This is a genomic window from Microbacterium oxydans, from assembly GCF_026559675.1.
Taxonomy (GTDB): Bacteria; Actinomycetota; Actinomycetes; order Actinomycetales; family Microbacteriaceae; genus Microbacterium; species Microbacterium oxydans_D.
The window spans coordinates 1644446-1658476 of record NZ_CP092891.1 but is presented as its reverse complement, the minus strand read 5'-3'; the positions used below and the strand labels follow the sequence as shown (position 1 = coordinate 1658476).

The window sequence follows — 14031 nt, the reverse complement described above, 5'->3', positions numbered from 1 at the left end:
CACCCGACATCTCCGCGTAATGACGCGGCTTTCCACGGATCCGGGACCGGGCGCTACGTCGTGCCGCGCACCATCGTGTGGCGGGTCGGCCCCTCCCCCACGACGGCGAATCCCTCTGCGCGATACAGGTTGCGGGCGAAGTTGTCCCGTTCGACGCTGAGGCTGATGCGGGCATGCCCCTGGGCGCCGGCGAGCTGCACGACACCGCGCAGGAGCGAGCGGCCGACGCCACGCGCCCGCCAGAGGGGATGGACGCCGATGATCAACTCCGGAACGGCTACTCCGACGAAGCCGAATCCCGGCTCGTTCTGCGGGAGCACCCGGTACCAGGCGGCGCCGACCGGGATGTCGCCGTCACCCGTGGCCACGAGTCCGTCGTCGGCCATCCGCTTCCATCCGGCGAGGTAGCGTCGATGCTCCGCGGACGTGAGCACCTCATGTCGCGGGCGCACTCCCCCGGCGCGCCAGTTGGCGGCCTCGACGAGCATGTCGCCGAGGAACATCGCATCCGTCTGCGCCGCCCTGCGGAGCGAGAAGCCCCTGTCCATGGCGTGAGCCTAGGACAGGGGTGTTACGCACGGATTGCGGGCAGCCGTGAGTCACGGCCGCCCGTCCGACGGCGATCAGGCCTCGATGACCAGCGGCACGATCATCGGACGACGACGGAGACGCTGGTTCACCCAGCGACCGATGGTGCGCCGGACGACCTGAGACAGCGCATGCGTGTCGCGCACGCCGTTGCCGGATGCCTCCTTGAGGGCTGCCACGATCTTCGGCGTCACGTCGTCGAACACGGAGTCGTCCTCTGCCACACCCCGCGCGTGGATCTCCGGGCCGGAGATGATGCGGCCGGTCGCCGCGTCGACGACGACGATCACCGAGATGAAGCCCTCTTCGCCGAGGATCCGGCGATCCTTGAGGTCGGCGTCCGTGATCTCGCCGACGGTCGAGCCGTCGACGTAGACGAAGCCGAGATCGAGCTGACCCGTGACCTTCGCGACGCCGTCCTTCAGATCGATCACGGTGCCGTTGGAGGCGATGATCGTGTTCTCTTCGGGGATGCCGGTGTCCTGCGCGAGCTTGGCGTTCGCGATGAGGTGGCGGTACTCGCCGTGCACCGGGAGGACGTTCTTCGGCTTCAGGATGTTGTAGCAGTAGAGCAGCTCACCGGCCGCGGCGTGACCCGAGACGTGGACGCGGGCGTTCGCCTTGTGCACGACGTGCGCGCCGAGCTTGGTCAGGCCGTCGATGACACGGTAGACGGCGTTCTCATTGCCCGGGATGAGGCTGGAGGCGAGGATGACGGTGTCGCCCTCGCTCACCTCGATCGCGTGGTCCATGTTCGCCATGCGACTGAGCACGGCCATCGGCTCGCCCTGCGACCCCGTGGACATGTAGACGATCTGCTCGTCGGGCAGGTCGCGCGCCTTCTTGAAGTCGATCAGGACGCCGTCCGGCACCTTCAGGTAGCCCAGCTGCTCGGCGATCGTCATGTTGCGCACCATGCTGCGCCCGAGGAAGGCGACACGACGACCGTGCGCGGCCGCGGCGTCGATGACCTGCTGCACGCGGTGCACGTGGCTCGAGAAGCTGGCGACGATGACCCGACGCGGTGCCTTGCCGATCACCTGGTCGAGCACGGGCCCGATGGAGCGCTCGGTCGGGGTGAAGCCCGGCACGTCGGCATTGGTCGAATCGACGAGGAAGAGGTCGACGCCCTCTTCACCCAGGCGCGAGAACGCCCGGAGGTCGGTGATGCGGCCGTCCAGCGGCAGCTGGTCCATCTTGAAGTCACCGGTGGCCAGCACCATGCCGGCGGGGGTGCGGATGGCCACGGCCAGCGCATCCGGGATGGAGTGGTTCACGGCCACGAACTCGAGGTCGAAGGGGCCGACCTTCTCCTGCTGGCCCTCCTTCACCGTCAGGGTGAAGGCCTTGATGCGGTGCTCCTTGAGCTTCGCCTCGACGAGCGCGAGGGTGAGCCCGGAGCCGATCAGCGGGATGTCGCTCTTCAGGCGCAGCAGGTACGGGACGGCACCGATGTGGTCTTCGTGGCCGTGCGTGAGCACCACGCCGACGATGTCGTCGAGACGATCGCGGATGGGCTCGAAGTCGGGAAGGATCAGATCGACGCCGGGCTGGTGCTCCTCCGGGAAGAGCACACCGCAGTCGACGATCAGGATCTTGCCGTCGTACTCGAACATGGTCATGTTCCGACCGATCTCGCCGAGACCGCCGATCGGGATGACCCGGAGCGTTTCTTCGTCGAGGGTGGACGGTTCTGACAGGGGGATGGACATGCTGTCTCCTCAGTCGGACACTCTGCGCGTCCGTTCGTTCGTGGCGACGCGGCTCAGCGCGTCGTGCCGTGCACCTTCGGCAGGGCACCACCCGCGGCCGCGTTGCGGTCCGGGCGGAAGTTCGAGAAGTCGGCACCGGGAACGTCCTTGACGAGGTCGAGCTCGTCTTCGATGAGCGCGGCCTCCCATTCCTCGGGGCCGACCAGGGGAAGTCGGACGCGCGGGCTCGAGATGCGACCGAGCCCGTGCAGGATGTACTTCGCCGCGACCGTGCCCGGCACGTGCGTCATGACCGCGCGGACGAGGGGCTCGAGGCGCTTGTGCTCGGCCGTGGCCGTGGCGAGATCTCCCGCGTTCACCGCATCGATGATCGTGCGGTACGGCGCTGCGGCGACGTTCGCCGTGACGCCGATGAGGCCGGTGGCGCCGATCGCGAGGTGCGGCAGCACGTTGGCGTCGTCGCCGGAGAAGTACATCAGGTCGGTCTGGTTGAGCACACGGCTCACCTCGGAGAAGTCGCCCTTGGCGTCCTTCACCGCGAGGATGTTCGGGTGCTTGGCGAGGCGCAGGATCGTCTCGTACTTGATCGGCACGCCGGTGCGACCGGGGATGTCGTACAGGATCACCGGCAGATCGGTCGCGTCGGCCACCAGACGGAAGTGCGTCAGGATGCCGGCCTGGGTCGGCTTGTTGTAGTACGGCGTGACGATCATGATGCCGTCGGCGCCGGCCTTCTCGCTGGCCTTGTAGAGCTCGATCGCGTGCGCGGTCTCGTTCGAGCCACCGCCCGTGATGATCTTCGCGCGGCCTGCCGAGACGGACTTGCCGACCTCGACGAGCTTGAGCTTCTCGGGGTCCGTCAGGGTCGAGGTCTCGCCGGTCGTTCCCGTCACGACGATGCCGTCCGCGCCTGCGGTGATCACGTCATCGATGTGCTTCTCGACAGCGGGCCAGTCGACTTCACCGTCGGCCGTCATCGGAGTGACGAGCGCGACGAGAACCTGTCCGAATGGGTTGCCCGAGTGCGTCATGCTCCCAGCGTATCGGTTCGGATGCCGCTCATGCGGACGCGGTGACGCGGATGATGTCGCCACGGGCGACGTCGATCCTGCCGCGCAGGATCACGCCGACCGATGCATCCTCACCGGCACGCGTCAGACCCGGCCACGGCGGGCGACGCCCGACGTGAGGGAGCTGGGCAGGACGCGGGTCAGCGCGACGATGGCCTTGTACCGCAGCGAGGGGATGGACACGGCCTTGCCGCGGGCCGCGTCGCGCAGCCCGGTGCGGACGACGTCGCGCGCGTCGAGCCACATGATGCTCGGTACGCCCTCCTCGCCGACGGCGAGACCCATCCGCTCGTGGAACGACGTGTGCGTGAACCCGGGGCACAGCGCGGTGACGGAGACGCCATCACGCGAGTACTCCGCGTTCGCCCAGCGGCTGAAACCGATCAGCCACGACTTGCAGGCGGAATACGTGGAGCGGGAGATGAAGCCCGCGACCGACGCCACGTTTATGATCCGTCCCCCGCGGCCGCGCATGGACTGCAGCGCCGCGTGCATGAGGCGCATCGACGCCTCCACATGCACGCGCAGATGGCGCACCTCATCCTCGATGTCGTTGTCGGCGAACTGCAGCGGCAGCCCGAATCCGGCGTTGTTCACGAGGAGATCGATGGGATCCGCGGTGTCGCGCAACCGGTCGGCGACCTTCTCGACCCCGGCCTCGTCGGCCAGATCGGCGGAGACGATCTCGACGGCGACGCCGAATTCGCTGCGCAGCTCGGCACCGAGCGTCTGCAGTGCTTCCTCCGACCGCGCCACCAGGACGAGATCGGCGCGACGACGGGCGAGCTGGCGCGCGAACTCGGCGCCCAGTCCGGCGCTGGCCCCGGTGATCAGTGCGGTGGGCATCAGCGCTCGTATCCGAGGAAGCGGTAGCGGATGCCGGTGCGCGAGGTCTGCCACTCCCCCTCGTCGACCAGCCGCCAGCCGGTCTTGGCGGGTGCGTAGGTATCGCCGTCGACGTCGAGATCGAGCTCGGTGACCTCGAGGCGATCGGCATCGCCGATGACCTGGCGGAAGATCTCCGCACCGCCGATGATCCAGACCCGGTCCTGACCGCGGACGGCCTCGGCGACCGTCGCGGCGCGACGGGCCCCCTCCGCCGACCAGTCCTGCTGCCGGGTGACGACGATGTTGTCCCGGCCGGCGAGCGGTCGGAACCGCTCGGGCAGCGAGTCCCAGGTCTTGCGACCCATGACCACCGGCGCACCGAGGGTGACGTCCTTGAAATGCGCGAGGTCCTCGGGAACGTGCCAGGGCATGCCGCCCTCAGCGCCGATGACGCCGTCGTGCGCCTCCGCCCAGATCAGTCCGACCCAGGTCATACCGCCACCGCCGCACGGATCGGGGCGTGGTGCTGGTAGTCCTCCACCACGAAGTCCTCGTAGCGGTAGTCGAAGATCGATTCCGGCTTCCGCCCGAAGCGGAGCGTCGGGTACGGATAGGGCTCGCGGGAGAGCTGCTCGCGGACCTGCTCGACGTGGTTGTCGTAGACGTGGCAGTCGCCACCGGTCCACACGAAGTCGCCGGGCTCGAGGCCGACCTGCTGCGCGATCATCATCGTGAGCAGCGCATAGGAGGCGATGTTGAACGGCACGCCGAGGAACATGTCCGCGCTGCGCTGGTACAGCTGGCAGGAGAGCTTGCCGTCGGCCACGTAGAACTGGAACAGGGCGTGGCACGGAGCGAGCGCCATGTCGGGGATGTCGGCCGGGTTCCACGCCGAGACGATCAGACGGCGCGAGTCGGGCGAGCGGCGGATCTGCTCGATCACCTCGGACAGCTGGTCGATGCTGCCACCGTCGGGCTTCGGCCAGGACCGCCACTGGACGCCGTACACCGGACCGAGGTCGCCGGACTCGTCCGCCCACTCGTCCCAGATCGTGACACCGTTCTCTCGGAGCCACCCGACGTTGGAGTCGCCCTGCAGGAACCAGAGCAGCTCGTAGGCGATCGACTTGAAGTGCACGCGCTTCGTGGTGATGAGCGGGAAGCCCTTCGACAGGTCGAAGCGGATCTGCCGGCCGAAGACGCTCGTGGTCCCGGTCCCGGTGCGATCCGACTTGTGCGTGCCCGTCTCCAGCACGTCGCGGAGCAGGTCTTCGTAAGGAGTCGGGACGGCTGCGCTCATGAAAGCCACGATACCTTCCCGCCCTCGGACTCGGGCGGAGCACGCGGCCCGACCGTCGTTCGTCACGCTCGGAAACATCGGCCTCGGTGGGGTACGACGCGAAGTACTCTCGACGCATGTCGCCCGCACTCGCCCTCGGGGTCGCCGCAGCGCTTCTCGCGCTCGCCACGGTCATCGGCATCGTGCTGCGCCGTCGCGACGGCCGACGACGCGACGGGGGCGCGCTCCGCTTCGACCCGGCGGATGCGGCTGCGGAGTTCGGCTCCCGTGCGACCCTGGTGCAGTTCAGCACCGAGATGTGCGCGCGCTGCCCCCAGGTACGCCGGCTGCTGACGGACTACGCCTCCGACCAGGACGGGCTCCGCCACGTCGAGGTGGATCTGACCCACCGCCCCGATCTCTCCGCACGCTACAAGGTGCTCCAGACCCCGACCACGTTCGTCGTCGACGGCTCCGGTGCCGTCCGCGCACGATTCCACGGTGTTCCGCACCGGCACGCCCTCACCGAAGCCGTCGCCGCCCTCTGAGGCGCGAAGACAGGAGCACCGAGATGAGCACTCCCGCAGGCATCGACCCCCGCGGTCCCCGCTTCGCCGCCACGATCACCGCGGTGCTCCTGCTCGTGGCGACCTTCCTGGCGCTGATCGGGATCTCCACCGCGCAGTTCCCCGGATCCTGGCTCTCCTTCGCACCGGGCTTCGACTTCGCATTCATCAGCGGTGATGCGTGGGCGATCCGAGCCGCACCGCTCCTTCAGCGCGCCCTCGACCCGGGCTTCCTGCTCACCCTCGTCGTCGCGCTGCTCTTCCTCTGGGGCGTGCTCTCACCGCGGACGGCGCCGTGGAGCGTGGTCTTCCGGACGCTGGTCCGCCCGCGTCTCGCCCCGCCGAGCGAGCTGGAGGATCCGCGTCCGCCGCGGTTCTCGCAGGGCGTCGGCCTCTTCGTCGTGGGCATCGGCCTCGTGCTCCATCTCCTCGGCGTCCCGTGGGCGCTGCCGATCGCCACCGCCGCGGCGTTCATCGCGGCCTTCCTCAACGCCGCCTTCGCGTTCTGCCTCGGCTGCCAGCTGTACCTGCTGCTGCAGCGCGCCGGCGTGGTCGGGCGGGAAGCCGCCACCTCCTGACCGCTGTTCCCCCGCGTACGGCCGCTCGCTAGGCTGGCCACGAGCCGACGCTGCACCCCTGCAGTGCGAGAACCGGAGGAATCATGCCCGTCACCAGCGAAGCCGCCAGCACCTGGACCGGATCGCTCATGGAGGGGTCGGGCACGGTCGCGTTCTCGTCGTCGAACCTCGGTACCTTCCCGATCAACTGGAAGGCGCGGAGCGAGGGCAGCGACACGACGACCACGCCGGAGGAGCTCATCGCCGCCGCGCACGCCTCCTGCTTCAGCATGGCCCTCTCGCATGCCCTCGCCGAGAACGGCACCCCTCCGGAGCGCGTCAACACCAGCGCCTCGGTCACCTTCAAGCCCGGCGTCGGCATCACCGGAAGTCACCTCAACGTGAACGCGGTCGTCCCGAACCTGTCGCCGGAGGCCTTCCAGGAGATCGCCGTCGGCGCGAAGGACGGCTGCCCCGTCTCGCAGGCCCTCGCCGGCATCGAGATCACGCTCGAGGCGACACTCGCCTGACCGACCGCGTCGTCAGGACGGACGCGCGAGACGGATCGCCTCGCGGATGCTGGCTCGTGCGTCCTTCCGGCGGCCCGCGGCGTCCTGGACGACGCCCAGCCTATAGCGGGCGCGCCAGTCGTCACCGGACGCGTCCGCTTCCGCCGTGTACCGAGCGATCAGCGGATCGGCGTCGGCTCGCGCGATACGTCCGCTCGGCGTGAGCTCCGTCTCGACCGGCGGCATCCCGCCCTCGGCGTCGAGCAGGCGTCCGAGCCGATCGGCTCCGAAGCCGAACATCATCTCGCGAACCAGAGCCCAGGCACCGATGGGTGCGAGCACGAGGAGCGTGATGCCCATGCCGACCGACACCGGTGTGCCGACGGAGATGAACATCACCGCGAGCCAGATCGCGACCGCGAGGTAGACCAGCAGCGCCGCCGCCATCAGGCCGACGCCGATCCGCGACATCACGAGCGGATGCCGATGTCGATCATGTGCTCGAGGCCGACGATCACACCGCGGGCCTGCAGCGCGAACGGCACGGCGAGGCGGATGCCCGGGGCGTACGCCAGCGCGGAATCGGTGGTGTCGTGCGTGAAGGTGAGCGACTCGCCGGGCCCGGACAGGATGACCTCCTGCTTCGCGACGACACCGGGCCGACGGAGCGAGTGGATCGGCACGCTGCCGACCTGCTGTCCCCGAGCACGCTGATCCGCGTGCGGAGCACTGACCGGCCCCTGCTCGGCGCGCGCGGCCGCGATCAGCTCCGCGGTGCGCACCGCAGTTCCGCTGGGGGAATCGATCTTCGTCTCGCGGTGCGCCTCGATGATCTCCGCGGAGCCGAAGAACGGCGCGGCAGCCGCGGCCAGAGCGGATCCGAGGACCGACCCGAGCGAGAAGTTGGGGATGAAGACCGCGCCGGTGCCGGCCGCCTCGACGAGCGGGCGCACCAGGGCGATGCGCTCGGCCGACCACCCGGAGGTCGCGACCAGCACGTTGATGCCGCGTTCGACGGCGGCCCGGACGACCTCGATGCTCACCTGCGGCGTCGAGGCGTCGACCACGAGATCGGCGCCCTCGAGCTCGGAGAGATCACTCGACGAGCCCAGCACCCGGCTCACCTCGAACCCCTCGAGCTCATCGATCACCGCTCCGATGATCGTGCCGAGCTTCCCGGTTCCGCCGACGAGGGCTACCTGCGTGGTCATGCGTCCAGTCTATTTCGCGGGCAGCAGGGTCCGGCCCGGGGCGCGCGGGGCCGCACCGGAGTCCGGATCGCGACCGGCGCTCTCCCCCGCCGTGCGTGGTAGCGTTCCCGTGATCGTGTTCCGGCAGGAGGAGGTGAGCCCCATGTACGCAGTATCCGCATCGGGTGCTCCCTCACAGCGCGCGATCCCGCGACCGGCGTAGTCGCGGCCGGGAGCCCCGCCCCGCATTTCGCGAAAGGCACTCCCATGGACATCCCGACTTCTCCCCCCTCTCTCCCCCGAACCCCCGCGCCGCGACTTTCGTCTGCTCCCGAGCCGGTCCTCGAAGGACGAGCCCTCGTCCTCGGTGGCGGCGGATCGGCCGGCAACGCCTGGCTGATCGGCGTCCTCGCCGGCCTCGCGGAAGGAGGGCTCGACGTCACGGCGGCTGACCTCGTCGTCGGCACCTCCGCCGGCGCGACCACCGCCGCACAGGTCACAGCCGTGCCCGCGAGGCACCTGCTGGACCAGATCCTCTCCGCACCCCTTCCCTCGACGTCGTCGCGGCCCGGCGGAGGCATGCGGCGTCCGCCCGTTACCGACCACCTGGAGCGCACGCAGCGGATCATCGACGGCTCGACCGGCATCGAAGACATGCGGCGGCGGATGGGGGCCTCAGCGATCGAGCTGTCCTCGGCCTCGCCGGGCGCCGGCACGCGGTGGCGGGAGACCGTCGCCACCCGGCTGCCGCGACCGGACTGGCCGGATCAGCGAGTGCTGATCACCGCCGTGGACGCGGACAGCGGCGAGCCCGTCCTCTTCGACCGACGCAGCGGTGTGGACCTCGTGGATGCCGTCGCCGCCAGCTGCTCCAGCGGATTCGCCTACGACATCGGCACCCACCGCTACATCGACGGCGGCTATCGTTCCAACGCCGACAACGCCGATCTCGCCTCCGGATACGCGAAGGTCCTCGTGCTGGCGCCCTTCGGCGGAGCATCGCGGACGCCCTCATCCTGGGGCACGCACCTCGCGGATCAGATCGCCGCGCTGAGGGCGACGGGGAGCACCGTGGAGACGATCTTCCCCGACAGCGCGTCACGCACCGCCTTCGGCGAGAACGTCATGGACCCGGCGACCCGCGTGCCCGCCGCGCAGGCCGGCTTCGCACAGGGTCGAGCAGTCGCCGCGTCGCTCGCCAGCTTCTGGAGCTGAGTCAGACCAGGAGCGCGTCGGGGATGCCGGTCCGCAGCTCGACCGGGAGGTGGCCGGTGTCGTTGTGCGTGAGCAGCGTCCACGGTCGTCCCTGCTTCTGGGCGATCACGGTCAGTCCGCAGTGGGACTGGTTCAGCGTCATCCACCGCCACTCGGGTGCCGAGAGGACCTCGCGGACGAACCAGGAGATCACGAAGTTGTGGGTGATGAGCACCTCGTGCACGTCGCCGGTCTTGCGGACGAGGAACTCGTTCACCGCGTCCGACATCTGCGCTCGACCGGCCTCGATCTCGGCCTCGGTCACCGAGCCGAAGAACGGCTCGAACACCGCGGGCGTCTCCTCGGTCATGCCCGTGGGCACGCAGTCGAAGAGAAGCGCGGTCGGCTCGGGGTCGACCGAAGGCAGCCTCGCCGCGATCGCTCGGGCCGTCTCGTTCGCACGTAGCAGTGGCGAATGCCAGACCGCGTCGAGGGGAAGGCCCGAGAGTCGATCGGCGATCAGTTCCGCCTGACGCTGCCCTCTCGGAGAGAGGGGTCCGTCGGCGAGACCATGCTCCGCATCCTGATGTTCACCGTGTCTGACCAGATATATGTAGTGCGTCACAACTCGCTCGCTTCATTGCCAGCATCCGCCGGGCCTCTCTCCCACCCTATGTCACGGGTGGGACGAAGCTCAGTTGCCGGCCCGGGTGAGGTCGGCGACCTGGCTCCGGGACAGCGAGACGCCCGCGCCCTGCATGAGCTCGTCGACGTGATCCGCGGCGAAGGCGTTCACGATCGGCGCGGCGATCGTGCGCTGCGCGAGGAGCCACGCGATCGACACGGCGGCCACGGGGACCGTGAGCTCTTCGGCGACCTGGTCGAGCGCCCGCAGGATCTTGATCCCGCGGCGGTTCAGATGCCCGCGCAGCTGCTCGCCGCGCACGCCGCGCGAGGTGAGGGCCTTATTGCGGTGCCTCCCGGACAGGAACCCGTGCTCGAGAGCGTGCGACGGCGTCACCGCGAGGTTCTGCGCGCCCGCCACGAGGCGCAGGTCGCCCTCGAACGGCTGACGACGGATGAGGTTGTACGGCGCGTCGATGACCTGGATGCGGGGGTAGCCCGCGGACGCGAGGATGCGCGCTTCGACCAGACGCTCCGGGGCGAGACCGAATGCGCCGAGTGCACCGATCTTGCCGGCGTCGGTCAGCCACTCGACGGTCGCGAGGGTGTCTTCGAGGTTCGTCGTCCCGTCGAGCGTGGCATCGAGGTACAGCACGTCGATGCGCTCGACGCCGAGCCGGGTGAGCGAGCCCTCGACCGCGCGCACGAGGTTGACGGAGCCGAGGCCCGGGTTGTCGGCGTGGGCGCCGATGCGCACGCTGAGGACCGCGCGATCCCGCTGCCCGCGGGAACGCAGCCACTGTCCGATGATGTGCTCGCTGCGACCCCCGGAGAAGCCGTCGGCCGTGTGGATCGCGTTGCCGCCGAACTCGACGTAGCGATCGAGGATCCCGTGGCTGGTCTCGAGGTCGACGTTCCAGCCGAACTCCGCGGCCCCGAGCATCAGCGGGAAGGTCTCGAACCCGGTCTCGCCGAGAGGGACGCGGATGGTCTCCCCTATTCCCGGTCCGATGATGGGGATCGGGGCGGACGGGTGCTCGGCGGCCGTCTCCTGGGCGCGATCCGCGGACGCTCCTGCGCCTACGCTGAACAACCGCATACTCTCTCACCCCCGCGTCGATCGGTGCGTTCCGACCTTCGTACCTGCTGATTCTGCACCCCCCGGTGCGTACTTCGAGGGTAAGCGACTTCGCGGAACGTCCTGACCAATCCGGGGAACGGCGCGGAAACGTCCGATAACGATTCGGTCACGCCGGAGACGACGAAGCCCGGGCACGTCCTGTGCGGACGGCCCGGGCTCCGGTTCGAGCTCTGCGCTTACTCGGCGGCGGCGTCCTCTGCAGGAGCTGCCTCCGCGGCGGGCGCGTCGTCGAGGACGGGCTCGAGCGAGAGCTTGCCACGGTCGTCGATCTTCGTGATCTTCACGAGGATCTTCTGGCCGACGGAGAGGACGTCATCGACGTTCTCGACCCGCTTGCCACCGGCGAGCTTGCGCACCTCGGTGACGTGCAGGAGGCCGTCCTTGCCCGGGAGCAGCGAGACGAACGCACCGAAGGTGGCGATCTTCACGACGGTGCCGAGGAACTGCTCCCCGACCTCCGGGTTGGTCGGGTTGGCGATCGCGTTCACCTGGGCACGGGCAGCCTCGGCCGAGGGGCCGTCGGTCGCGCCGATGTAGACGGTGCCGTCCTCCTCGATGGAGATCTGCGCGCCGGTCTCGTCCTGGATCGCGTTGATCGTCTTGCCCTTCGGGCCGATCAGCTCGCCGATCTTGTCGACCGGGATCTGGACGCTGATGACGCGCGGCGCGGTGGGCGCCATCTCGTCGGGAGCGTCGATCGCGGCGTTCAGCACGTTGAGGATCGTCAGACGAGCCTCGCGTGCCTGGGTCAGCGCGCCCGCGAGCACCGACGACGGGATGCCGTCGAGCTTCGTGTCGAGCTGGATGGCCGTGACGAACTCGCTGGTACCGGCGACCTTGAAGTCCATGTCGCCGAGAGCGTCCTCCGCACCCAGGATGTCGGTCAGAGCCGCGTAGCGGGTCTCACCGTCGACCTCGTCGGAGACGAGTCCCATCGCGATGCCGGCGACGGGGGCGCGCAGCGGCACACCCGCGTTCAGCAGCGACAGGGTCGACGCGCAGACGGAGCCCATCGACGTCGAGCCGTTGGAGCTCAGCGCCTCGGACACCTGACGGATGGCGTAGGGGAACTCCTCGCGGCTCGGCAGCACCGGCACGAGCGCGCGCTCGGCCAGGAAGCCGTGCCCGATCTCGCGACGCTTCGGCGAACCCACGCGGCCGGTCTCACCGGTCGAGTAGGGCGGGAAGTTGTAGTGGTGCATGTAGCGCTTGCTCGTCGTGGGCGACAGCGAGTCGATCTGCTGCTCCATCTTGAGCATGTTCAGCGTGGTGACACCCATGATCTGGGTCTCGCCGCGCTGGAAGATCGCGGAGCCGTGCACGCGCGGGATGACCTGCACCTCGGCGTCGAGCGGACGGATGTCCGCCAGACCACGGCCGTCGATGCGAGCGCCCTCGGTGAGGATGCGACCGCGGACGATCTTCTTCGTGACGGACTTGTACGCGGCGGAGAACTCCAGCGGAGCCGCGGCCGGCAGCGAGCCCGCCTCGGTGGCCTCGATGAGCTCGGCCTTGACGCGGTCCTTGATCGCGTCGTCAGCGGTCTGACGCTCGACCTTGTCGGCGATCTGGTAGACATCGCTGAGCTCGGCGAACGCGCGCTCGGAGACGAAGCTGTAGACCTCGTCGCTGTACGCGGGGAAGACCGGGTAGACGCCCGGCTCCTTCGACGCGGTCGCGGCGAGCTCGGCCTGAGCCTTGACGAGCTGGGCGATGAACGGCTTCGAGGCCTCGAGGCCCTGGGCCACGATCTCCTCGTTCGGCTTGGTGGCACCGGCCTTGATCAGGTTCCAGCTGCCCTCGGTGGCCTCGGCCTCGACCATCATGATGGCGACGTCTTCCGTGCCATCGGCCTTGGTGACGACGCGACCGGCGACGATCAGGTCGAACACGGCCTCCGAGACCTGCTCGGCGGTCGGGAACGCGACCCACTGGTCCGCGTGCTCGCCGTGACCGGGGATGAACGCGAGGCGCACACCGGCGACGGGGCCCGAGAACGGCAGACCCGAGATCTGGGTCGACGCCGAAGCGGCGTTGATCGCGAGAGCGTCGTAGAACTCGCCCGGTGCGATCGAGAGGACGGTGATGACGATCTGGACCTCGTTGCGCAGGCCGTCGACGAACGACGGACGCAGCGGACGGTCGATCAGACGGCAGACGAGGATCGCCTCGGTGGAGGGACGACCCTCACGACGGAAGAACGAGCCGGGGATCTTGCCGGCGGCGTAGGAGCGCTCCTCGACGTCGACCGTCAGCGGGAAGAAGTCGAAGCCCTCGCGCGGGTGCTTGCCTGCGCTGGTGGCCGAGAGGAGCATGGTCTCGCCGTCGAGGTAGGCGGCGACTGCGCCCTGAGCCTGCTGCGCGAGGCGGCCGGTCTCGAAGCGGATGGTGCGGGTGCCGAAGCGGCCGTTGTCGAGAACGGCCTCGGTGGCGGTGATTTCAGGACCTTCCAAGAGGTCTCTCCTTCTTTGTTTAGACTCGCGAGTCCATGTGACGCGCGAGCGTGTTCAAAGGAGCGGAGCGGAAGGGTTCGGGCGCGCGGGCATTCCCGCGAATGTCGCCTGCGCTGGCCACCAGTAGAAAGCCACCCGACATCCGCCGAGGAACCCACCACAGGGGACCAGCTTCTCCGCCGCTCGCTCCGTGAGTCGATGTGAAATTGTGCGGTTGACACACGTCAACCTCGTCCACCCTACCAGCGCAGGCCGCGAAAACCGCGTCCGGGCACGGGACCGCACGAGCGTCGCGGAGCGGACATGCACTCGCCATCGGC

General features: G+C 69.1%; 15 protein-coding genes. 4 read left to right on the top strand and 11 right to left on the bottom strand.

Annotation, left to right across the window (positions count from 1 at the left end):
- Positions 1–53: 53 nt before the first annotated feature.
- From MME74_RS07835 to MME74_RS07810, 6 genes are all read right to left on the bottom strand, one after another.
- Complete coding sequence (locus MME74_RS07835; protein WP_267418237.1) at positions 54–548, bottom strand: GNAT family N-acetyltransferase; 495 nt, start codon at positions 546–548, stop codon at positions 54–56.
- A 75-nt stretch (positions 549–623) separates the two neighbouring features.
- Complete coding sequence (locus MME74_RS07830) at positions 624–2300, bottom strand: ribonuclease J (protein ID WP_267418236.1); 1677 nt, start codon at positions 2298–2300, stop codon at positions 624–626.
- Positions 2301–2353: 53 nt separating this feature from the next.
- The gene (dapA, locus tag MME74_RS07825; RefSeq protein WP_267418235.1) at positions 2354–3331 is read right to left on the bottom strand and encodes a 4-hydroxy-tetrahydrodipicolinate synthase; all 978 of its coding nucleotides are present in this window, start codon (positions 3329–3331) and stop codon (positions 2354–2356) included.
- Between the two features lie 123 nt (positions 3332–3454).
- Complete coding sequence (locus MME74_RS07820) at positions 3455–4216, bottom strand: SDR family NAD(P)-dependent oxidoreductase (protein ID WP_267418234.1); 762 nt, start codon at positions 4214–4216, stop codon at positions 3455–3457.
- Positions 4216–4692 carry a dihydrofolate reductase gene (locus MME74_RS07815; protein ID WP_267418233.1) on the bottom strand — a complete coding sequence of 159 codons (477 nt, stop codon included), beginning with the start codon at positions 4690–4692 and terminating at the stop codon, positions 4216–4218. The genes MME74_RS07820 and MME74_RS07815 overlap by 1 nt, the downstream gene beginning before the upstream one ends.
- The gene (locus MME74_RS07810; RefSeq protein ID WP_267418232.1) at positions 4689–5498 is read right to left on the bottom strand and encodes a thymidylate synthase; all 810 of its coding nucleotides are present in this window, start codon (positions 5496–5498) and stop codon (positions 4689–4691) included. The genes MME74_RS07815 and MME74_RS07810 overlap by 4 nt, the downstream gene beginning before the upstream one ends.
- 116 nt (positions 5499–5614) lie before the next feature.
- Between MME74_RS07810 and MME74_RS07805 the strand changes: the two genes are divergently transcribed.
- The 3 genes from MME74_RS07805 (at position 5615) to MME74_RS07795 (ending at position 7130) form a co-directional block, all read left to right on the top strand.
- On the top strand, positions 5615–6025 hold the full coding sequence (locus tag MME74_RS07805) for a thioredoxin family protein (protein WP_267418231.1): 411 nt from the start codon (positions 5615–5617) through the stop codon (positions 6023–6025).
- Positions 6026–6048: 23 nt separating this feature from the next.
- The gene (locus MME74_RS07800) at positions 6049–6621 is read left to right on the top strand and encodes a DUF4395 domain-containing protein (RefSeq protein WP_267418230.1); all 573 of its coding nucleotides are present in this window, start codon (positions 6049–6051) and stop codon (positions 6619–6621) included.
- 83 nt (positions 6622–6704) lie between these two features.
- Entirely contained in the window at positions 6705–7130 is a 426-nt protein-coding gene (locus tag MME74_RS07795; RefSeq protein WP_267418229.1) for an OsmC family peroxiredoxin, read from the top strand.
- Between the two features lie 12 nt (positions 7131–7142).
- Here MME74_RS07795 and MME74_RS07790 read toward each other — a convergent pair whose 3' ends face one another.
- Positions 7143–7580 carry a hypothetical protein gene (locus MME74_RS07790; RefSeq protein ID WP_267418228.1) on the bottom strand — a complete coding sequence of 146 codons (438 nt, stop codon included), beginning with the start codon at positions 7578–7580 and terminating at the stop codon, positions 7143–7145.
- Positions 7580–8320 carry a 4-hydroxy-tetrahydrodipicolinate reductase gene (gene dapB, locus MME74_RS07785; protein WP_267418227.1) on the bottom strand — a complete coding sequence of 247 codons (741 nt, stop codon included), beginning with the start codon at positions 8318–8320 and terminating at the stop codon, positions 7580–7582. The genes MME74_RS07790 and dapB overlap by 1 nt, the downstream gene beginning before the upstream one ends.
- A 246-nt stretch (positions 8321–8566) precedes the next feature.
- Between dapB and MME74_RS07780 the strand changes: the two genes are divergently transcribed.
- On the top strand, positions 8567–9514 hold the full coding sequence (locus MME74_RS07780; protein ID WP_267418226.1) for a patatin-like phospholipase family protein: 948 nt from the start codon (positions 8567–8569) through the stop codon (positions 9512–9514).
- Between the two features lies 1 nt (position 9515).
- Here the strand turns inward: MME74_RS07780 and MME74_RS07775 are convergent, their stop codons facing one another.
- The 3 genes from MME74_RS07775 to MME74_RS07765 form a co-directional block, all read right to left on the bottom strand.
- Positions 9516–10118: a histidine phosphatase family protein gene (locus tag MME74_RS07775; protein ID WP_267418225.1), complete on the bottom strand. Its 603-nt coding sequence runs from the start codon at positions 10116–10118 to the stop codon at positions 9516–9518.
- 69 nt (positions 10119–10187) lie between these two features.
- On the bottom strand, positions 10188–11216 hold the full coding sequence (locus MME74_RS07770; RefSeq protein WP_267418223.1) for an aldo/keto reductase: 1029 nt from the start codon (positions 11214–11216) through the stop codon (positions 10188–10190).
- Between the two features lie 218 nt (positions 11217–11434).
- Positions 11435–13711: a polyribonucleotide nucleotidyltransferase gene (locus tag MME74_RS07765; RefSeq protein ID WP_267418222.1), complete on the bottom strand. Its 2277-nt coding sequence runs from the start codon at positions 13709–13711 to the stop codon at positions 11435–11437.
- Between the last annotated feature and the right edge of the window lie 320 nt (positions 13712–14031).